20 protein-coding genes are annotated in these 18,749 nt (G+C 73.7%); 9 read left to right on the top strand and 11 right to left on the bottom strand.

Going from position 1 to position 18,749, the window contains the following annotated elements; all coding sequences use genetic code 11:
* Nucleotides 1–219 precede the first annotated feature (219 nt).
* From ATJ97_RS11795 to ATJ97_RS11780, 4 genes are all read right to left on the bottom strand, one after another.
* Nucleotides 220–1,005, bottom strand: a complete 786-nt coding sequence (locus tag ATJ97_RS11795; RefSeq protein ID WP_098483909.1) for an ECF transporter S component — start codon at nucleotides 1,003–1,005, stop codon at nucleotides 220–222.
* A 29-nt stretch (nucleotides 1,006–1,034) separates the two neighbouring features.
* Nucleotides 1,035–2,969: an ABC transporter ATP-binding protein gene (locus ATJ97_RS11790; protein WP_098483908.1), complete on the bottom strand. Its 1,935-nt coding sequence runs from the start codon at nucleotides 2,967–2,969 to the stop codon at nucleotides 1,035–1,037.
* Nucleotides 2,966–4,105 carry a CbiQ family ECF transporter T component gene (locus tag ATJ97_RS11785; protein ID WP_098483907.1) on the bottom strand — a complete coding sequence of 380 codons (1,140 nt, stop codon included), beginning with the start codon at nucleotides 4,103–4,105 and terminating at the stop codon, nucleotides 2,966–2,968. Before ATJ97_RS11785 ends, ATJ97_RS11790 begins: the two co-directional genes overlap by 4 nt.
* 112 nt (nucleotides 4,106–4,217) lie before the next feature.
* Complete coding sequence (locus ATJ97_RS11780; RefSeq protein WP_098483906.1) at nucleotides 4,218–4,925, bottom strand: hypothetical protein; 708 nt, start codon at nucleotides 4,923–4,925, stop codon at nucleotides 4,218–4,220.
* A 253-nt stretch (nucleotides 4,926–5,178) separates the two neighbouring features.
* Here ATJ97_RS11780 and ATJ97_RS11775 point away from each other — a divergent pair, with 253 nt between their 5' ends.
* The 3 genes from ATJ97_RS11775 to ATJ97_RS11765 all read left to right on the top strand — a co-directional run bounded on the left by ATJ97_RS11775 (nucleotide 5,179) and on the right by ATJ97_RS11765 (nucleotide 7,306).
* Complete coding sequence (locus ATJ97_RS11775; protein ID WP_211287189.1) at nucleotides 5,179–5,730, top strand: cob(I)yrinic acid a,c-diamide adenosyltransferase; 552 nt, start codon at nucleotides 5,179–5,181, stop codon at nucleotides 5,728–5,730.
* A 43-nt stretch (nucleotides 5,731–5,773) separates the two neighbouring features.
* Nucleotides 5,774–6,121, top strand: a complete 348-nt coding sequence (locus ATJ97_RS11770) for a GntR family transcriptional regulator (RefSeq protein ID WP_098483904.1) — start codon at nucleotides 5,774–5,776, stop codon at nucleotides 6,119–6,121.
* A 255-nt stretch (nucleotides 6,122–6,376) separates the two neighbouring features.
* Entirely contained in the window at nucleotides 6,377–7,306 is a 930-nt protein-coding gene (locus tag ATJ97_RS11765; protein WP_098483903.1) for a M23 family metallopeptidase, read from the top strand.
* A 50-nt stretch (nucleotides 7,307–7,356) separates the two neighbouring features.
* On the opposite strand, the gene ATJ97_RS11760 is transcribed toward ATJ97_RS11765, so the two are convergent.
* Nucleotides 7,357–7,809 carry a rhodanese-like domain-containing protein gene (locus ATJ97_RS11760; protein ID WP_098483902.1) on the bottom strand — a complete coding sequence of 151 codons (453 nt, stop codon included), beginning with the start codon at nucleotides 7,807–7,809 and terminating at the stop codon, nucleotides 7,357–7,359.
* 112 nt (nucleotides 7,810–7,921) lie between these two features.
* On the opposite strand from ATJ97_RS11760, the gene ATJ97_RS11755 reads away from it, so the two are divergent.
* Together ATJ97_RS11755 and ATJ97_RS11750 are read left to right on the top strand one after the other, a co-directional pair.
* Nucleotides 7,922–8,824 carry a ribonuclease Z gene (locus ATJ97_RS11755; protein ID WP_098483901.1) on the top strand — a complete coding sequence of 301 codons (903 nt, stop codon included), beginning with the start codon at nucleotides 7,922–7,924 and terminating at the stop codon, nucleotides 8,822–8,824.
* A gap of 179 nt (nucleotides 8,825–9,003) precedes the next feature.
* Nucleotides 9,004–10,365, top strand: coding sequence for an FAD-binding oxidoreductase (locus ATJ97_RS11750; RefSeq protein WP_098483900.1), 1,362 nt, complete (start codon nucleotides 9,004–9,006; stop codon nucleotides 10,363–10,365).
* A gap of 137 nt (nucleotides 10,366–10,502) precedes the next feature.
* Here ATJ97_RS11750 and ATJ97_RS11745 read toward each other — a convergent pair whose 3' ends face one another.
* From ATJ97_RS11745 to ATJ97_RS11735, 3 genes are all read right to left on the bottom strand, one after another.
* On the bottom strand, nucleotides 10,503–11,207 hold the full coding sequence (locus ATJ97_RS11745; protein ID WP_098483899.1) for a hypothetical protein: 705 nt from the start codon (nucleotides 11,205–11,207) through the stop codon (nucleotides 10,503–10,505).
* 122 nt (nucleotides 11,208–11,329) lie between these two features.
* Nucleotides 11,330–11,800 (bottom strand): SufE family protein, encoded by a 471-nt coding sequence (locus ATJ97_RS11740; protein ID WP_098483898.1) that lies wholly within the window; start codon nucleotides 11,798–11,800, stop codon nucleotides 11,330–11,332.
* Nucleotides 11,797–12,696, bottom strand: a complete 900-nt coding sequence (locus tag ATJ97_RS11735) for a sulfurtransferase (RefSeq protein ID WP_098483897.1) — start codon at nucleotides 12,694–12,696, stop codon at nucleotides 11,797–11,799. Before ATJ97_RS11735 ends, ATJ97_RS11740 begins: the two co-directional genes overlap by 4 nt.
* A 174-nt stretch (nucleotides 12,697–12,870) precedes the next feature.
* On the opposite strand from ATJ97_RS11735, the gene ATJ97_RS11730 reads away from it, so the two are divergent.
* On the top strand, nucleotides 12,871–13,905 hold the full coding sequence (locus tag ATJ97_RS11730; protein ID WP_098483896.1) for an NAD(P)-dependent alcohol dehydrogenase: 1,035 nt from the start codon (nucleotides 12,871–12,873) through the stop codon (nucleotides 13,903–13,905).
* 73 nt (nucleotides 13,906–13,978) lie between these two features.
* Here the strand turns inward: ATJ97_RS11730 and ATJ97_RS11725 are convergent, their stop codons facing one another.
* The gene (locus ATJ97_RS11725; RefSeq protein ID WP_098483895.1) at nucleotides 13,979–14,446 is read right to left on the bottom strand and encodes a hypothetical protein; all 468 of its coding nucleotides are present in this window, start codon (nucleotides 14,444–14,446) and stop codon (nucleotides 13,979–13,981) included.
* 274 nt (nucleotides 14,447–14,720) lie between these two features.
* Here ATJ97_RS11725 and ATJ97_RS11720 point away from each other — a divergent pair, with 274 nt between their 5' ends.
* Entirely contained in the window at nucleotides 14,721–15,239 is a 519-nt protein-coding gene (locus ATJ97_RS11720) for an aromatic ring-opening dioxygenase LigA (protein ID WP_211287188.1), read from the top strand.
* A gap of 92 nt (nucleotides 15,240–15,331) precedes the next feature.
* Here ATJ97_RS11720 and ATJ97_RS11715 read toward each other — a convergent pair whose 3' ends face one another.
* Entirely contained in the window at nucleotides 15,332–16,027 is a 696-nt protein-coding gene (locus ATJ97_RS11715; protein ID WP_098483894.1) for an aspartate/glutamate racemase family protein, read from the bottom strand.
* A gap of 4 nt (nucleotides 16,028–16,031) precedes the next feature.
* Entirely contained in the window at nucleotides 16,032–16,940 is a 909-nt protein-coding gene (locus ATJ97_RS11710) for an alpha/beta fold hydrolase (protein WP_098483893.1), read from the bottom strand.
* Between the two features lie 122 nt (nucleotides 16,941–17,062).
* Here ATJ97_RS11710 and ATJ97_RS11705 point away from each other — a divergent pair, with 122 nt between their 5' ends.
* Nucleotides 17,063–18,199: an aminopeptidase P family protein gene (locus tag ATJ97_RS11705; protein ID WP_245862418.1), complete on the top strand. Its 1,137-nt coding sequence runs from the start codon at nucleotides 17,063–17,065 to the stop codon at nucleotides 18,197–18,199.
* A gap of 57 nt (nucleotides 18,200–18,256) precedes the next feature.
* On the top strand, nucleotides 18,257–18,712 hold the full coding sequence (locus ATJ97_RS11700; protein ID WP_098483892.1) for an acyl-CoA thioesterase: 456 nt from the start codon (nucleotides 18,257–18,259) through the stop codon (nucleotides 18,710–18,712).
* The last annotated feature ends 37 nt before the right edge of the window (nucleotides 18,713–18,749 follow it).

The raw sequence follows: 18,749 nt of genomic DNA, 5'->3' as shown, positions 1-18,749 counted from the left end.
CGATGAGCATCGAATCCTCACCGTTGGGCCCCGGCGGGCAGCCACAGATCGCCTTCACCCGTCCACGCCCCGCTCAGCGGCAGCGCGCCCGCCCCCGCCTGGTTCGCCAGAACGACGCTGGTACGGCTTCAGTCGCGCGCACCGATACGGCTCCAGTCGAGCGACGCCAGCGCGGCTCCGGTCGAGCGACGCGGTGCGCTCGAGTTGGAAGGTACGGCTTCAGCGGAAAGACGCCCGCACGGCCGCGCGGCGAAGGGTGGCGAGCACGGGCCTGCCCAGCAGGGCGACCCCCACCGCCGTCGTCAGCGCCCGGCCCAGGTCCCAGGCGAGGGACGTCGTGAGCGAGTACACGACGAACCGGCTTAGGTTCGCGCCGACCGGGTCGCCCGGCACGAACGAGATCGCCGTGCCAGCACCGAGCTGGAACGGCCAGAAGGACAGGTTCATCGCCCACCCGTACGCCAGCGACGCCACCGCCCCGTAGCCGGCCAGCGCCACGACCTCGCCCCACCCGCGCAGCCGCCCGGGCAGCAGGCCCGCGCCGAGACCGACCCACGCGGCCCCGAGCATCTGGAACGGCAGCCACGGCCCGACCCCACCCGTCAGCAGGGCGGAGGCGAGCAGCGTGGTGGAGCCGAGGACGAAGCCGAAGCCCGGCCCGAACACCCGCGCGCCGAGGACGATGACGAGGAAGACCGTCTCGACGCCGCCTGTCCCGCCGGCCACGGGCCGCAGCACCGCCCCCACGGCGGAGAGCAGCCCGAGCATCGCGACGGCCTTGACGTCGATCCCGCCGTCGCCGAGGCCGACGAACAGCACAACGAGCGCGGCCGCCAGGACGACGCCGAGAACCAGCGGGGCGCTGGTGCCGTCCGCGAGCGCGGCCCCCGGCTCCACCACGAGCGGCCACCCGAAGGCGAGCAGGCCGAGCGTCGAGGCGAGCACGAGCGCCACGACCATGCGGCGGCTCAGCGGCACGGCGGTGCTGACGCCGTCCGGTGCCATCAGGTGGACCTGCCTCGACCGTTGGTCCGTCACAGCGCACCTCCGCCGAGCGAGTGGTCACGCGGTGCGCCCGGATCGCGAGCGGTGCCCGGGGCGCGCGGGTCGCGAGCGGTGCCCGGGGCACCTGGATCACCACGGTGGTCCAGTTCGCCGGGACCACCGCGATCGCGCCCGGACCCTCCGGCGACGTCCCGGACGAGCAGGTCGCGCACGTCGGCGACCGTCAGCACGTCGACCGGGCGGAGGATCTTGGCGACCTGCGGGGAGAACGTCGCCGAGTCGTGCAACACGCTACGGGCCGGGGCGTCGGCCACCAGGTCACCGCCCGCGAGGAGCACGACCCGGTCGGCGCAGCCGGCCACGAACTCGACATCGTGGGTGGCCAGCAGCACGGTGCGGCCACCGGAGCGCAGGGTGCGCAGGAGGTCGGCGAGGCGGGCCTTGCCCGTGTAGTCCAGCCCGCGGGTGGGCTCGTCGAGCAGCAGCACCATGGGCCGGCCGGCGAGCTGGATCGCCAGCGCCAGCGCCAGGCGTTGCCCCTCGGAGAGGTCCCGCGGGTGCGCATCGCCGGGCACGCCCGGGGCGAGGGCGTGGAGGACGTCCCGCGTGGTGCCCGCCGGGGCGCCCACCTGCTCGTCCGCCGCCGCGCACTCCTGCCCGACCGTGGGCAGGTAGAGCAGGTCCGACGGCGACTGGGGCACCAGCGCGACGTGGCGCCGGGCGGCGGCCGGCGTGAGGGTGGCCGGGTCGGCGTCCGGGCCGGCGAGGTGGACGATGCCCGCGCTGCGCGGACCCTGACCCTGCAGCGCCCACAGGAGGGAGGACTTCCCTGACCCGTTGCGGCCCATGAGCGCGACGATCTCGCCGGCGTGAAGCGTCAGGTCCGCCCCACGCACCGCGTCGACGGCACCGTGCCGCACCGCCAGACCGCGGGCCGTCAGTGTGGCCGGCGCCTCCGCCGACCTGGCCGTGCGACCTTCGTCGTCGGCCGCACGCCGAGAACGCCCTAAGTGCTCGTCTGCCACCGCGAACGACCACTTAGGGCGTTCTCGGCGCTCGGACAGGGGTTGCTTCGCCGTCGCCGTCGGACGCCCGGACAGGGGTTGCTTCGCCTCCGCCGTCGGACGCTCGGGGGCGTGCCGCTGCGGCGCTGCCAGGAGGCGCTCGCGCAGCGGTGCCGCCAGGCGCCGGGCGTCGCGCACCGATAGCGGCAGCGGGTCCCAGCCGGCCAGCCGGCCGAGCTCCACCACGGGCGGGGCGACGGCGGACCCGGCCAGGACCTGCGCGGGCGGGCCCGAGACGACGGTCCCGTCGTCGCCCAGGGCGATGACCCGGTCGGCGAACTGGACCACCCGCTCCAGGCGGTGCTCGGCCAGCAGCACGGTGATGCCGACGTCGTGGACGAGGCGGGCGAGGGCGGCGAGGACGTCCTCCGCGGCGGCGGGGTCGAGGGCGGAGGTGGGCTCGTCGAGCACCAGCACGCGCGGCTGCGCGGTGAGCACCGCGCCGATCGCCACCCGCTGCTGCTCACCCCCGGACAGGTCGGCGAGGGCGCGGTCGCGCAGTCCGGCGAGGCCGAGCAGGTCCAGGACCTCCTCGACCCGCTTGCGCATGAGCGCCGGGTCCACGCCGATCTGCTCCATGCCGAACGCGAGCTCCTCCTCCACGGTGTCGGTGACGAACCCGGCCAGCGGGTCCTGCGCGACGATGCCGACGACGTCGGCGAGGTCCCGGGGAAGGTGGTCGCGGGTGTCGCGGCCCTCCACCAGCACCCGGCCCGCGACCTCCCCGCCGGTGAAGTGCGGGACACGCCCGGCGGCCGCCCCCAGCAGGGTCGACTTCCCCGAGCCGGTGGGCCCGACGACGAGGCAGAGCTCGCCCTCCTCGACGTGGGCGTCGACGTCGCGCAGCACGGGTGCGGCGGCACCGGCGTAGGTGACGGAGAGGTTCTCGAAACGGATCACCGCACGCTCCTCGGTCGTACGACGGCGGGCACGGCGGCGACGACGGCGGCCAGGGCCGCCAGCGGGGGCAGCTCGGGCCAGGCGGGCGGGCTCAGCGGGGCCGACACCGCGGCCGGGTCGAGCGCGCCGGCCACGAGGACAGCGGCGGCCGCGAGGGCCCCGCACCCGGCGACCGCCCACTCCTCGGCACGCCACGGGTCGGGCCGGTACCGCGTGCGGCGCACCCGACGGCCGGCAAGGGAAGAGGCGAGGACGGCGACGGCGGCCCCGGCGGCGAGCAGGGCGAGTCCGGCCCAGTCCGGCGTCGCGCCGTCGAGCAGGCCGTACGTACCCAGCACCCCGGCCAGGAGGGCGACGACGAGCGCCGCCCCGACCCGGCGGTCACCGCCCGGGGTGGTGGTGCGGGCGTAGCCGCGCGAGTCCATGGAGGCCGCGAGCGCGAGGGCGTGGTCGAGGGCGTCCTGCAGGACGGGGACCAGGCGGGCGGCCGCGGCGCGGGTCCCGCGCGCCTCGAGGCCGCGCAGGCGCTGCGCACGGCGCACCCGGGCGACGGCCGCGGCGAGCTGCGGGGTGACGGTCACGGCGATGACGACGGCGGTGCCCAGGTGGTGCAGGGAGGCGGGCAGGCAGCGCAGCGCGCGCTTGGGGTTGGCCAGGGCGTTCGCCGCCCCGAACGTGACGATGAGGGCCGCGAGGCGCAGCCCGCCGTACAGGGCACCGAGCAGGCCGGCGAGGTGGACCGGCCCGAGCAGCTCGACGCCCACGAGCAGGTCCGGCAGCGGCACGCCGGGCAGGTCGAGCACCACGGCGCTGGCGTCGTCGACACCGACCAGCACGTAGAAGAGCACCCGGACGGCGATGACCACGCCACCCAGCACGAGGTAGGCGCTGAAGGCGCGGCCCCACGGGGAGTCGTCCCGGTGCACCGCGACGACGAGGACGACGGTGGCGAGCAGCAGGAGCACCACCACCGGGTTCGTGGTGCGGGTCAGCGCGACGGCGATGCCGCCGGCCCACGCCCACCAGCCGAGCGGGTGGAGCCGGCCGCCGGCCGGGCGGGCGGTGGTGCTCGCCTGCCCGGCGTCGACGGCCGACCGGCCGGCGCGAGCGCTACCGTGCGGGGCGCGAGCGCTCACGTGCGCGGCACGCGCGGGCTGCCGGGCGTGGGTGCCCGTGTGCCCGGCACGGGCCGGTACAGCGTGACCTCGCTGTGCCGTCGCGCCGCCCTCAGGCCCGCTCGTCACGGGATCACGCCCGCCCGCCCCCGCGGCGGCGCAGGAGCACCACGGCGACCGCCACCGCGACAACAGCGGCCCCCAGGGCGGCCACCGTCCCGGTGGACGGCCCGCCCTCGCTCTCGGCGGCCTGGTTCGCCTCGGCGGCCGGGGCGTCCTCCTCCATCACCACGTCGGCGGTCCCGGCGGCGACGAGCTCGGCGGGCTCGACGCCGGGGCCCGTGCTGCCGTCGTTGTAGCGCCACCCCTCGAACGCGCCGGGCGCCGGGTCGGCGGTGTCGGCACCCTCGGTCTGCGCCGTCCACGCCCCGTCCGACTCGGCGGAGAAGTAGGCCCAGTATCGGCCGTCGAACTCCTCGGGGCAGGGGTCGGGGAGGTTGTCGATCGCGCAGATCATGCCGGGCACGGAGTCGGTGGTGGTGAAGCCCGCCTTCTCCAGCGCCTCGCGCCCGCTGGCCGGGTCACCCGTCGCGCAGCCGACGCGGACGTCCTCGCCGAGGTCGCTCAGGTCGACGACCACGGTGACACCGTCGTCCTGGGTGCAGGCCTGGCCCGTCACGACGGGCTCCGCCTCGGCGCCGGCCGCCCGGGCCGGCAGGGCTGGGGCCAGGAGCCCGGCGGCGAGCACGACCGGCGCGACGGCGAGCGCAGCGGCACGCCCGAGGGGCGCCGGCCGCCGGAGCGCGGCGAGGGAGGACCGGGGGGACGGGGCGGAGTTCATGCAGACCTCTCGGGCGGGGGCCTGCGCGCAGGCCCGCGCCCGGTGCGCACGCGCCCGGACCCGAGCTCGCCCGCAGACCGCGACGGGTGGAGCCAGACGTCCCGGCCAGGTGCTCCGGCTCGCCGCCTCTCGGCGACCTACGGTTGCGGGTCAGCGCCGGACTTGGACCGGCTTCTCCTGGTTTCGGGACGGTGTGAAGTTGTTCTGTCCCCCGCATTGTCCCCCACGAGGCGGCCGGTGGGATGCTTCCCGGGTGACGCGCATCTACACCGGCACCGGCGACGACGGCACGACCGGCCTCTTCTTCGGCGGTCGGGCCTCCAAGGGCGACGTCCTCGTGGACGCGTACGGGGACGTGGACGAGGCGGTCGCGGTGCTGGGCGTGGCACGCGCGGGCTGCGCCGACGCCGCCCTGGCCGACCGGATCCTGCGGCTGCAGCGCGAGCTGTTCGTCGTGGGCGCGGACCTGGCCACCCATCCCGAGCGGCGCCGGCGCCTGGTCGACGGCGTGTCACGGGTGACCACGGAGATGGTGGCGGCTCTCGAGCGGCTCATCGACGACCTCGTGACCGAGCGGCCGCTGCGTCCCGTCTTCGTCGTCCCGGGCGCCACGACGACGAGCGCGGCGCTCGACCACGCACGGACGGTCGTACGCCGCGCGGAGCGTCACGCCGTCGGCGCCCGTGAGGCCGGGCGCGCCGTCGCCGAGCCGGCGCTGATCTACCTCAACCGGCTCTCGGACCTCCTGTTCGTGCTGGCGCGGCACGCGGCCGGCGAGGCCGAGGAGCCCGCGAGCCACGAGTGACAGGCCGTGCCTGACCAGCCTGACCCAGACGAGGAGGACCGTGATGCTGGAGGTCGACCCGACGTCCGCCGTGCCGCCGTTCGAGCAACTGCGCCAGCGGATCACCGCGCAGATCAGCTCCGGCGAGCTCCGTCCGGGAGACCGGCTGCCACCGGTGAGACGGCTCGCCGAGGACCTAGGCATCGCGGCCAACACGGTCGCCCACGCCTACCGGACGCTCGAGGCGGACGGTCTCCTGCAGGGTCGCGGGCGGGCAGGGACTTTCGTGGCCGACGACGACTCCGGCCGCGCGGCGCACGCCGCGGCGAGGACCTACGCCGCGACGGTGCAGGCCCTCGGCCTGAACCAGGCGGAGGCCGTGGAGCTGGTGCGCCGGGCGATGTCGTCCTAGGCGCAGGAGTCCCCCAGCCAGACCCGGCAGAACCCGTCCGATATACCACACGCAAGTGTTCCCGCACGCCAGGTGGAGCGTGAGTTCAGCCACATCGTGACTGCGCTCATAGGACGGCGAAAACTCCGGCCGTTACTCTTCCGTGACAATCCCGTCGGGGCCTGCTCCCGGCGCCACGCCTGAGCCCCCGGTCCATGGGTCTCCCGCGGTCTCCTCCGCGCACACCCGGCCGGCAGATCTCCCGGAGAGCTTTTCTTGACTGAGCGTTACACCCCCAGCACCGCAGACTGCACCGACACCCAGGTCATCACCGTCTCAGCACCCGGCACCGAGCGCACCCGCGGGGCGCACCGCGCCGAGACGAAGCCGCTCTCGCGGCGTGGCCGAATCCTCCGCGCCTCCGCCCTGGGAGTCCTGGGCGTCCTGACGCTGGCCACCCCCGTCGTCGCCGTGAGCACCGACGACGCCGACGCCGTCGCCGCCAAGGCCACGCCGGTCAGCAGCGACGCGCTGCAGGCGCTCGACGCCGGCTTCGCCGCCGCCGCGAAGGAGGGCACGTCGTCGGACGCCCTCGTGGCGGACCGGGCCGCCGACGACCGCAGGACCGAGCTCGAGCGCGCCTCCCGCGTGAAGGTCCGCGAGGCCCTGCCCGAGGACAAGCCGGCGGGGCCCGCCGCCGAGGCCAAGCCCGCTCCGGCCCCCGCACCGGCGCCCGAGCCCGCGCCGGAGCCGGTCGCCGTGGCCGAGCCGCCGCGCCCCGAGGTCGTCATGCCCGTCGCCGCCGGCGACTTCCGGCTGACCTCGCAGTACGGCGCCCGCTGGGGAAGCATGCACGCGGGCGTCGACTTCGCCGCGCCGCTCGACACCCCGATCCACGCCGTGGCCGACGGCGAGGTGACGTACGTGGGCGTGGGCAAGGACGGCCGGTCCAGCATGCTGATCTCGATCAGGCACAACGTGGGCGGCAAGGTCTTCGAGAGCTGGTACGTGCACATGTACCCGGACGACCTGAAGGTCACCGCCGGCCAGAAGGTCAAGGCGGGCGACGTCATCGCCGGGGTGGGCAACAACGGCAACTCCACCGGTCCGCACCTGCACTTCGAGATCCACACCGCCCCGGGCAGCACAACCGAGCCGCTCGGCTGGATGGAGTCGCTCGGCGCGGTGGACGTCGGCCAGATGTGACGCGCCGCGCCCGGCCCGAGCATCACGCCCGGGCCGGGCCCGTCAGGGAGTCAGGCGACGAAGCCTGGCTCCCCTTCTGCGTCCATGACCGGGTACCCCGCGTAGTCCCACTCGCGCAGGCCGCCGCGCAGGTTGAAGGTCTGGTGGCCGTCCGCGGCCAGGAGCTCGGCGGCACGCGCCGAACGCGGGCCTGAGCGGCAGACGGTGACGATCGGCCCGTCGGGCAGGTCCTCGCTGCGGTCCAGGACGTCGGCCAGCGGGATGTTGACCGAGCCCCTGATGTGCCCCGCACGCCACTGGGCCGGCTCGCGCACGTCGACGACGACGGCGCCCTCCTCGATCAGCCGGCGCACCTGGTGCGGGCGCACCTTGCGGTACGCCGTCCGCCGCCCGCTCAGGAGGCGGCCGAGCCAGCCTCCACGGACCTTCTCGCGCGGCTCTGCGGACTCGGCACGGGGCTCGACGGGCTCGACGGCGGACGGGACAAGCTGGCTCGTGGTCAAAAGGGCTACCTCCACAGGTCTGTCTTGGGTTACGTCGGTTCAACGCCCGCACGTTCCGATTTGTTCCCCGGATCGCGCCGTACCGCCGTTTCAGGGATGACAGACTCGCTGCATGCGTGAGCTCGTCGTCCTGGGGACCGCCTCCCAGGTGCCCACCCGGTCCCGCAACCACAACGGGTACTTCCTGCGCTGGGACGGCGAGGGGCTGCTCCTCGACCCCGGCGAGGGCACCCAGCGGCAGATGATCCACGCGGGCGTGGCGTCCTCCCGGGTGACCCGCATCTGCCTCACCCACGTCCACGGCGACCACTGCTTCGGCCTGCCGGGCGTGCTCTCCCGCATGGCCGTCGACGGCGTCGAGCACCCGGTCCACCTGCACTACCCGGCGTCGGGCGAGGCGGTGGTGCGGGCGCTGGTCGGCGTCGCGGGCGGCGGCGTGGACCTCCGGCTCCACCCGCACGGCTCCGCCGGGGAGATCGCCGACGGCCTGGACGTCGTGCCGCTGCACCACCGCATCGAGACCTACGGCTACCGGCTGCGCGAGCCCGACGGCCGCACCCTGCTCCCCGAGCGGCTGGCGGCGGCGGGGCTCTCCGGCCCGGCCGTGGGCGAGCTGCAGCGACGCGGCCGGGTCGGCGCGGTCCGGCTCGACGACGTCAGCGTCCCGCGACCGGGGCAGCGCTTCGCGTTCGTCATGGACACCGCGCCGTGCGCGGGGGCCGAGGAGCTCGCCGAGGGTGCGGACCTCCTCGTGGCCGGGTCCACCTTCGCGGACGACGACGCCGACCTGGCGGCCGACTACCGGCACCTCACCGCGGGGCAGGCGGGAGCGCTGGCCGGTGGCGCCGGGGCGGGCAGGCTGGTCCTGACCCACTTCTCCTCCCGCTACCCCGACGTCGCTCACCTCGCCGACCAGGCCCGCGCCCGGGCCGGCGAGGCGGCGGTGGTGGCCGCCGCGGACCTGGACCGGTTCCCGCTCCCCCGACGGCGGACGCGCGAGGCCGGGGGGCGCTGAGGCCGGGGCCTCTGCCGCCGGCGGACCGTCGGCGGCAGGTCCGCTAATTCCCTGTCGCGCGGCCCCGTGCCGCTCTACCGTGACGGCGTGCGCCACCGACGGCACCGCACCGGAGCCGGCCGGCGCACCACTCCCGGGGGTACCACCAGAGCAGCCACGACGACGAGGACAAGGCTCCTATGAACCCCAGCGCGACCACGACCGTCACCGAACGACTCCGCGACCGCGTCACCGGCCGGGTCATCACCCCGGGAGACGCCGACTACGAGACCCTCCGCACCACCCACTACGGCGCCCCGGACGCCCGCCCCGCTGTCATCGTGCGGGCGGCGAGCACCTCCGACGTCGTGGTGGCGGTGGCCGCGGCACGCGAGAGCGGGCTGGAGCTGGCTGTGCGCAGCGGCGGGCACAGCGCGGCCGGCCACAGCACCACGGAGCGCGGCATCCTCCTGGACCTGGGCGACATGAAGGACCTCGAGATCGACGTCGAGAACCGCACCGCCACCGCCCGGCCCGGGCTGACGGCGGGTGAGTACAACACGGCCGCGGGGCGCCACGGCCTGGCGACCGGCTTCGGCGACACCGGCTCCGTCGGTGTCGCGGGCATCACGCTCGGCGGCGGGGTGGGCCTCCTGACCCGCCGGTACGGCCTGACGATCGACTCCCTGCTCGGCGTCGAGATCGTCACCGCCGACGGCGGCGTGCTGGAGGCCGACGCCGAGCACGACCCGGACCTGTTCTGGGCGGTCCGGGGCGGCGGCGGGAACTTCGGCGTCGTCACCCGCCTGACGTTCCGGCTGCACCCCGTCGACGAGGTGGTCGGCGGCATGCTCGTGCTCCCGGCGGCGGCCGAGGTCATCGAGGGGTTCGCCCGCCTCGTGGCGGCGGCACCGGACGAGCTGACGGCGATCGCGAACCTGATGCCGTGCCCGCCGCTGCCTTTCGTGCCCGCAGAGGTCCACGGCCGCCCCGTGCTCATGGCGCAGCTCGTGCACACCGGCCCAGTCGACGAGGCGGAGGAGGCGCTGGCACCGTTCCGCGCCCTCGCCGAGCCCTACGCGGATCTCGTGCGTCCGATGCGCTACCCCGAGATCTTCCAGGAGGAGGACATGGGGCCGATGCCGGAGATCGTCTCCCGGGGCGGGTTCGTCCGGGAGTTCGGCGCCGAGGGTGCGGCGCTCCTTGCCGACGCCGTCGCCACGCCCGGCTCGCCCCGGATCGCCCAGCTGCGGGTGCTCGGCGGCGCGGTCGCCCGGATCGACACCGACGCCACGGCATTCGTGCACCGTGACGTCCCGATGATGCTCATGCTCGTCGCGTTCTGCGACGGCCCGGAGGACCGCGCACGGCAGGAAGCGTGGCTGGAGGAGGCGTCGGTCCTGCTGGACAGGGCCACCTACGTCAACTTCCTCGGCCGCGCCGGGGCCGAGGAGGTCCGCTCCGCTTACCCGGGACGGACGTGGGACCGTCTGGCCGAGGTGAAGCGGCGGTACGACCCGCAGAACCTGTTCCGCCTCAACCACAACGTCACCCCGGCCTGACGCGTTCTCGGGCGCCTCCGCGGCGAGTTGATGGTCCTAGACGTCTTCGAAACTGGCCCGCACAACATCGCGCTGAGCTGGGGGTACAGCGGCGTCGAGGGTCTGCTGGTCAACCTGACCGAGAAACGAAGCAGTGCTTACCCAGCCCCCTGAGTGAGCTGAAGTGCCTGAAGCGCGACGCTCGGAGCCGATCCAAGGAAGCCCGCTACGGCTGGAGTAAAGATCCGCTCACTCATCGTCGCCCAGCGTTCGCGGAACGTCCCCTCGCTGTGACCTTCGGCGGCCTTGAGAGCTCCCCAAAGGTGTTCAAGCGCTGCCTGCAAGTCAACGGATCCGAGGACCTCGTACTCCTCGATGCAGGTCCGAGCGTTCTGCACGACCTTGTAGACGTATGCCCTGAGTTCGTCAGGCAGCGTGTCGTCCTCGGCCAGGAGGGCAATCACCTCGGTGAGCAACTCAAGAGCCGCGCCGCGCACTTCCTCGTTAACGGAGGGACCAGCGAAGTCCAGCACGTCAGACAGTTGCACGAGCGTGTCGAGCATCGGCTGAGTGATCAGGTCAGCAGTTCTCATGGACTGCCAAGCGCCCGGGTAGTTCAGCACGATGTGGGTCCAGTTGCCGAGGTGCCGGCGATATGGCCCGACTTTGCGGCCCTGAAGCTCCAGTCCGTCGATCAGGTCCTTCAGCTCACTGATCCAACGCATCGCATTGACATGGTCGGCGTCCGCGCTGGTGAACTCGCCCTCTTGATTGAGTCCTCTCGTAGACGCGACGGAGACATTTCCAGTGGGTTCGGCCCACGTCTCGAAAAGTTCCATCAGGAGGGTCGCGGGGTTGGCCATGCCCCGCACATTACCGGTGAGCGACCTCCGTTTCGGCGGAATCCTGAGGGATGACTGACCAAGGCCGAAGGAGCGCCCGGGCGCGGACCCAAAGCGTTGCCACGACTGCGGCGGACTGACGTTCAGCTAGGTCCGGTCAGGCGGGCCGACTTCTCGCGCACCTGCCGCTTGATCCGCCCGAGCATCCCGGCCATCCCGCGCAGCCGCAGCGGGCTGACGGCCTGCGCGAGCCCGAGCCGGTCCGAGACGTCGCCGGGCACCGCGAGCACCTCGGCGGCGGTCAGCCCGTCGAGGGCCTCGTGGAGGATGCCGGCGAACCCGCTGGTGGTCGGGGCCTCCCGGGGCGACTGGAAGTGCAGGTGCACGATCGCGTCGTCCCCGGTGCCCTCGAGCTCGGCGATGAGGAAGATCGGCGACTGGCACTCGGGCACGGGCTCGAGCAGCTCGGGGTGGTCGGCGTACCGCTCGGGCAGCGCCGGAAGGTTCCGGCTGAACTCCAGCAGCATCTGCAGGCGGTCCGGCGCGGCGACGGCGTTGAAGTCGTCGACGATCTCGGCGAAGCCGGCGGGCAGGTCGGCGGTCGGTGCGCTCATCGGGCGGGCACCTCCCCGGGCTCCTCGCCGACGGCGATCGGCACGCGCACGGCGTTGCCCCACTCGGTCCACGAGCCGTCGTAGTTGCGCACGTCCTCGAAGCCGAGCAGGTGCTGGAGCACGAACCAGGTGTGGCTGGAGCGCTCGCCGATGCGGCAGTACGCGATCACGGGCTGCTGCGGCAGGAGGCCCTGCTCCTCCTCGTAGATCGCGGCGAGCTCCTCGCGGTTCTTGAAGGTGCCGTCCTCGTTCGCCGCCCGGGCCCACGGCACGGACAGCGCGCCGGGGATGTGGCCGCCGCGCAGGCTCGCCTCCTGCGGGTAGTCGGGCATGTGGGTGCGCTCGCCGGTGTACTCCGGCAGCGAGCGGACGTCGACGAGCTGGCCGCCCAGGAACTCCAGCACGTCCTCCTTGTAGGCGCGCACGCGGCTGTCGTCGCGCTCGACCACCGGGTACTCGGTCGGCGCGGGGACGGGCGTCTCGGTGGTCATCTCGCGGCCCTCGGCCTGCCACTTGGCGCGGCCGCCGTCGAGCAGCCGCACGTCGGGGTGGCCGAAGAGGGTGAAGACCCACAGGGCGTAGGCCGCCCACCAGTTGTTCTTGTCGCCGTAGAGCACGACGGTGCTCTCGCGCGTGATGCCCTTGGCGGACATGAGCCGGGCGAAGCCCTCGCCGTCGACGTAGTCGCGGGCGACGGGGTCGTTGAGGTCGAGGTGCCAGTCCACCTTGACGGCCCCGGGGATGTGGCCGGTCTCGTAGAGCAGCACGTCCTCGTCGCTCTCGACGACGACGAGCCCCTCCGTCCCGAGGTGCCGGGCCAGCCACTCGGTGCTCACCAGGCGTTCCGGGTGGGCGTACTCGGCGAACTTCGGGTCGTCGTCGTAGGGCAGTGCCATCGTCAAACCTCCACGCTCGGGTCGGGTTCCTGCCTCGATCCTCTCACCGCGCGGGGTCGGGGGCCCAAGCAGGACCGGCCCCGCGGGGGACCTACTGCCCGGGCGGACGGCATCGGACGCTGACATGCTGAAAAGGCGTCGGCAGCCACGAGCCGACCACGAAGGAGGACGGACATGAAGGCGTTGCAGTACCGCACCATCGGGGCCGCCCCGGAGGTCGTCGAGATCGAGACTCCCGAGCCGGGGCCGGGTCAGGTGCGCCTGAGGGTGACCGCGGCAGGGGCGTGCCACTCGGACGCCTTCGTCATGAGCCTGCCCGAGGAGGCGTACGTCTACGGCCTGCCGCTCACCCTCGGGCACGAGGGGGCCGGCGTCGTCGACAAGCTCGGCGACGGCGTGAAGGGCGTGGAGGTGGGGACCTCCGTCGCCGTCTACGGACCGTGGGGCTGCGGCCACTGCTACCAGTGCGCGCAGGGCCGGGAGAACTACTGCGCCCGGGCCGGCGAGCTGGGCATCGCCCCGCCCGGGCTCGGCTCGCCCGGCGCGATGGCCGAGTACATGATCGTCGACGACCCCCGCCACCTGGTGCCGCTGGGCGACCTCGACCCGGTGGCCAACGTGTCGCTGACGGACGCCGGGCTCACGCCGTACCACGCGATCAAGGCGTCGCTGCCCAAGCTCGTGCCCGGGTCGGTGGCCGTGGCGATCGGCGCCGGGGGCCTGGGCCACGTCGGCATCCAGATCCTGCGGGCCGTCACCTCCGCGACCGTCGTCGCGCTCGACGTCAACGAGGAGAAGCTCGCCCTCGCGACGGAGGTCGGCGCGCACCACGCGTTCCTCTCCGACGACGGGGCCGTGGACGAGGTGCGCAGGCTCAGCGGCGGCCGCGGCGCGATCGCCGTCCTCGACTTCGTCGGCATCCAGCCGACCATGGACCTGGGCAGCAAGATGCTGGCCGTCGGCGGGGACCACGTGATGGTCGGCGTGGGCAGCGGCTCGCTGCCCGCCGGCTTCCTCGACCGGCCCTGGGAGTCCTCGGTGCGTGCACCGTACTGGGGCTACCGCTCCGAGCTGTTCGAGGTGCTGGACCTCGCCCGTGCCGGCGTGATCTCCGTCGAGACAGAGGTGTTCTCCCTCGACGACGCACCGAAGGCGTACGAGAAGCTCCACGCGGGCACGCTGCGCGGGCGGGCCGTCGTCGTCCCGTAGGCGCGGACGTACGGAACGCTCCCGGCGGCGCCGGGGCTCCGGCTGAGCGCTCGGCCCAGGTCGGGTCGGGCGCTCAGCCCTGCCCGAGCCGGGAGCGCATCTCGTCGACCTTGGCGGAGAGCTCGTCGAGCGCCTTCTGGACGCTCCCGTCGGCCTGCTTCGAGGCCTCGTTCAGCTTCGCCTTGGCGTCCTCGAGCGCGGTCCGGGCCTGCTCCTTGGCCGCCGCGGCGTCGTCCCCGGACAGGGCCTGCTCGGCGTCCTTGACCGCGGTCTGCGCCGAGTCCACCGCGTCCTCGACGGCCGCACGGGCGTCCGGGTCGAGGCTGGGCAGCTGGCTGCGGGCGTCCTCGGCCGCCGACCGGGCCTCGTCCGCCGCGTCCTTCAGGGCCGTGCGCGCCTCGTCGGCGGAGCCGCTGAGGCCCTCGACGGCGGCAGAGGCGGACTGACGGACCTCCCCCGGCACGTCGCTGGACGAGCAGGCGCCGAGCAGCAGGGCGAGCGAGACGCCGCCGGCGGCGGCGAGCGTGGTGCGGTGGCGCACGGGGTCCTCCCTGGGCAGGTGACGTCCCCATTGTGCGCCGTCGTACCGGTGAGGGCGCAAGCGGTCAGCGGTCGACGGCGCTGGCTGACCCCCAGGCGCAGGGCACTCGCGACGCCAGTTCGCTCCGCTTCGCCGAGGTCGGGACCTCTGTCCCGGTTTCGCCCGTTATGCCGGACCTACGTTTGTCCCGTACGAAGAAGGACCGGTCCGATACCGGTTCGGAACTGAGCGGGAAGCCAGCAGGTGGCTGCCCGCAGAGACACGGGGAACCACCATGAACAGCAGCATCGCCAAGGTCACCGGCCTGGTCGCCATCATCGCAGGAGCGCTCTTCGTCATCGCCGGCGGCGCGACGTGGGCCCTCATCACCACCAACCTGGCCAAGGAGAACGTCACCGTCGCGGAGGACTCCAAGTTCCTCCCGGGCGACGACGTCAACGGCCCGTTCTCCGCCTTCGCCCAGGCGCAGGTCATCAACGAGCACGCCCTGCACGCCACCGAGGGTCGCACCTACGCCGAGCTCGGCGGGCTCGTGAAGGAGGCCGAGGCGGCCGGCGACACCGCCCTTGCCGAGGAGCTGCAGGGGCAGCGCGCCACGGTCATGAACGCCTCGTTCCTGCGCGCCTCGCTGTTCACCTCGGTGGTCTCCTACGGCGTGGCCGCCCTGGTGATGGGGCTGGGCGCTCTGCTCGCGATCTTCGGGGTGGCGTTCCGCTCCTTCGCCCCGGCGGCTGCTCCCGAGGCCGTCCGTCCCGTCCCGGCCAAGCTGGACCAGGTGCCCCTCCCCGCCTGATCCGCAGGGACGCCAGCGGCCCACCGGACCTCGTCCGGTGGGCCGCTTCTGCGTCTCACGCGCGCAGCGAGCCCCGTCGGGGGTCGCCACCCTCAGGTGCCCTCGAGGGCAACCTCCACGGCGCGCAGCGCGTGCGTGCGCATGGAGTCGATCAGCGGCAGCGGGCTGTCGGCCGGCCGCACGAGCAGCTCGATCTCCGTGCAGGCGAGGACCACCGCCTCCGCGCCCCGCGCGGCGAGCTCCTCGATCACCCGGACGTAGCGGCGCCGGGAGACGTCGGAGACGACGCCCTGCGTGAGCTCGTCGAAGATGACCCGGTCGATCATCTCCCTGTCCGTCCCGGGCGGGACCACGACGTCCACCCCGTGCCTGCCGAGCCGGTCGGAGTAGAACGTCTCGTCCATGACCCACCGGGTGCCGACGAGTCCGACGGTGCGGTGGCCGGCCGCGGAGGCGGCCCTGCCGACGGCGTCGCCGATGTGCAGCAGCGGGACGGACACGGCGGCCTCGACGTCGTCGGCCACCTTGTGCATGAGGTTGGTGGCGATGAGGACGACGTCGGCTCCGGCCTCCTCGAGCCGGCGCCCCGCGTCGGCGAGCAGCCTGCCCGCGCCGGCCCAGTCCTCGGCGAGCTGGAGGGCGCGGACCTCGTCGAAGTCGAGCGAGACCATGACGATCCGCGCGGAGTGGTGTCCGCCGAGCCTGCTCTGGACCTCGGCGTTGACCACCTTGTAGTACTCGGCCGAGGAGTACCAGCTCATCCCGCCGATCAGGCCGATGGTGCGCATGCCTCTACTGTGCCGCAACCGCACCGCGCGACGGGCGTGACGGCGCGACGAACTCCACGACGCGGGCGATCACGCCGGGGTCGCGCAGGATCCGCTGGTGCCCCAGCCCCTCGGTGGTCTCGAGGGTGGCGGCGGGCCAGGCCTGGGACACCCGGACGCCCTCGGCGTACGGCACCTCCTTGTCGAGGCGGTCGTGCACCACCAGCGCCGGGACCGCCCCCGCCATCCGCGTGAGGTCGAAGTCCGTCAGCGGGCGTCCAGCGAGCGTCTCGAGCCGAGACGCGAACTCCCGCTTGGTGCGCTCGGCGTAGCCGAGGCGGCGGGCCATCTCGTCCGTCATGGCCACCACGTCCGCGCTCGGCGCGACGAGCGCCACCCGGGCGGCCGGCATGCCGTCGTGGACGGCGATCGCCGTCGTCGTGCATCCGAGCGAGTGGCCGACGACGGCGGCCGGCTCGCCGTGGCGCTCGACGACGGCGAGCAGGGCCTCCGTCATCTCGACGGCGGTGCTGCGCCGGGGGCCGAGCACGCCCGGCCCTGACTCGCCGTGGCTCGGGGCGTCGAAGGCGACGACCCGCCGTCCGGCGTCGACGATCGGTGCGACGAAGGCACCGAGCTGGCCGCGCCAGCCGCCCCAGCCGTGCACGAGGTAGACGGGCTCGCCGACGCCCCAGGTCTCGACGACGACGGAGCGACGCCCGGGCAGGTCCACGACGGACCGCTCGCCGGCGAAGGGTCGTTCGTCGCGCCGACGGCCGCCGTTGGAGGGCAGCGTGGACCACAGGCGCAGCGCCCACCGGGCGGAGACGTGGGGGGCCACTGTGTCGAGGACGCCGAACGCGGCGCGCATCGCCGCCAGCCGGGCCACGCCCGCCGGGCGGGGACTTCTGGTCGGCGTGGACGTGCTCGTCATCTGTGCTCCCGTGGTTCCTGCCCCGCCGTCGGGGCGTGACGATGGTACGGCCGCGACGTGGTCGGGCCCGACGGCGTGCCGGCACGCTGGCCTCCGGCGGCACCGTGCCGCAGGATGAGGTCGTGACCGCGCACGCCCCGACGGAGCCCGAGAAGTTCACGAGCGCCGTGTACTCGAGCCGCCTGGAGCGGGCGGCGGCCGACGCGGCACGGACGGGACTCGCGGGAGTCATCGTCGCCCCCGGCCCTGACCTGACGTGGCTCACCGGTTACCGACCGCCGGCGGCGACCGAGCGCCTCACCCTGCTGGTCCTTGCGCCGGACCAGGAACCGACCCTGCTCGTCCCGACTCTCGAGCGCCCCGACGCCGAGGCCGCCACTGGCGCGCCGGCCCTGCAGCTGGCCGCCTGGACCGACGGCACCGACCCCTACGAGGCCGCCGCCGCCCTGCTGCCGGCCGAGGGGACGTTCGCCGTCTCCGACTCCACGTGGGCCGCGCACCTCCTGGGCCTGCAGCGGACCCGGCCCGGCACCCGGTACCGGGCCATGTCCGAGGCACTGCCCATGCTCCGTGCCGTCAAGGAGGGCGCGGAGCTTGCCCGGCTGACGGCCGCCGGGGCCGCCGCCGACGCGGTCTACGACGAGATCCTCGGGCGCCCTTTCTCGGGTCGCCGCGAGAGAGAGGTGGCGGCCGACCTGGCTGCGCTGCTGCAGCACTTCGGGCACGAACAGGTCGACTTCACCGTCGTGGGCTCCGGACCGAACGGGGCCAACCCGCACCACGAGGCCGGCGAGAGGGTGATCGAGCCAGGAGACGCCGTCGTCCTCGACTTCGGCGGGCTCATGCACGGCTACGGTTCCGACACCACGCGCACCGTGTCGGTCGGCGAGCCCGATGAGGAGGTGCGCCGGGTCCACGAGGTCGTGCGCAACGCGCAGCAGGCCGCGTTCGAGGCGGTCCGGCCGGGCGTGCCGTGCCAGGAGATCGACCGTGCCGCGCGCGCCGTCATCACCGAGGCGGGCTACGGGCAGTACTTCATCCACCGCACCGGCCACGGCATCGGCGTCACCACCCACGAGCCGCCCTACATGGTCGAGGGCGAGGAACAACCGCTCGTTCCCGGGATGTGCTTCTCCATCGAGCCCGGGATCTACCTCGAGGGTCGGTTCGGTGTGCGGATCGAGGACATCGTCACCGTGACTCACGACGGTGGGCGTCGCCTCAACACCACGGACCATGGACTCGCCGCTGTCAGCTGACACAGGTGACACAACTGGAGAACCCTGCCACCGATCACCGGTCGTACCCTGGCGACCATGACCACGCCGACGGACCACGAGATCACCTTCCGGACCCGCAAGTGGATCAAGCCCGAGGACCTCAACGCCAACGGCACGCTCTTCGGCGGCAGCCTCCTGCGCTGGATCGACGAGGAGGCGGCGATCTACGTGATGATCCAGCTCGGCAACGAGCGCGTGGTCACCAAGTACATGTCCGAGATCAACTTCGTCAGCTCGGCGGAGCAGGGCGACATCGTCGAGATGGGCCTGCTCGCGACGGCGTTCGGCCGCACCTCGATGACGATGCGCGCCGAGGTGCGCAACCTCTTCACGCGGCAGAGCATCCTCACGATCGAGAAGATCGTCTTCGTCAACCTCGACGAGGACGGCCGCCCCGCACCGCACGGGTACACGGACATCACCTACGACCGCAACCGGATCCCCGAGCGACTGAGGCTGCCGGCGAAGCGCCACGCCGCCCGCAATCTTTAGCCGGTCACCCGTCCCCGCCCCTGTCCGCGTCCGTCCC

It is taken from the genome of Georgenia soli (assembly GCF_002563695.1).
GTDB classification, from domain to species: Bacteria; Actinomycetota; Actinomycetes; order Actinomycetales; family Actinomycetaceae; genus Georgenia; species Georgenia soli.
The sequence above is the reverse complement of the archived record's forward strand: the minus strand, read 5'-3'. Positions and strand labels throughout refer to the sequence as shown.

Bases quoted from the DNA above. Each gene is read 5' to 3' on its own strand.
- ATJ97_RS11795 (WP_098483909.1), bottom strand. From the start codon at position 1,005: ATGGCACCGGACGGCGTCAGCACCGCCGTGCCGCTGAGCCGCCGCATG.
- ATJ97_RS11780 (WP_098483906.1), bottom strand. From the start codon at position 4,925: ATGAACTCCGCCCCGTCCCCCCGGTCCTCCCTCGCCGCGCTCCGGCGG.
- ATJ97_RS11770 (WP_098483904.1), top strand. From the start codon at position 5,774: ATGCTGGAGGTCGACCCGACGTCCGCCGTGCCGCCGTTCGAGCAACTG.
- ATJ97_RS11755 (WP_098483901.1), top strand. From the start codon at position 7,922: ATGCGTGAGCTCGTCGTCCTGGGGACCGCCTCCCAGGTGCCCACCCGG.
- ATJ97_RS11750 (WP_098483900.1), top strand. From the start codon at position 9,004: ATGAACCCCAGCGCGACCACGACCGTCACCGAACGACTCCGCGACCGC.
- ATJ97_RS11745 (WP_098483899.1), bottom strand. From the start codon at position 11,207: ATGGCCAACCCCGCGACCCTCCTGATGGAACTTTTCGAGACGTGGGCC.
- ATJ97_RS11740 (WP_098483898.1), bottom strand. From the start codon at position 11,800: ATGAGCGCACCGACCGCCGACCTGCCCGCCGGCTTCGCCGAGATCGTC.
- ATJ97_RS11735 (WP_098483897.1), bottom strand. From the start codon at position 12,696: ATGGCACTGCCCTACGACGACGACCCGAAGTTCGCCGAGTACGCCCAC.
- ATJ97_RS11730 (WP_098483896.1), top strand. From the start codon at position 12,871: ATGAAGGCGTTGCAGTACCGCACCATCGGGGCCGCCCCGGAGGTCGTC.
- ATJ97_RS11720 (WP_211287188.1), top strand. From the start codon at position 14,721: ATGAACAGCAGCATCGCCAAGGTCACCGGCCTGGTCGCCATCATCGCA.
- ATJ97_RS11715 (WP_098483894.1), bottom strand. From the start codon at position 16,027: ATGCGCACCATCGGCCTGATCGGCGGGATGAGCTGGTACTCCTCGGCC.
- ATJ97_RS11710 (WP_098483893.1), bottom strand. From the start codon at position 16,940: ATGACGAGCACGTCCACGCCGACCAGAAGTCCCCGCCCGGCGGGCGTG.
- ATJ97_RS11700 (WP_098483892.1), top strand. From the start codon at position 18,257: ATGACCACGCCGACGGACCACGAGATCACCTTCCGGACCCGCAAGTGG.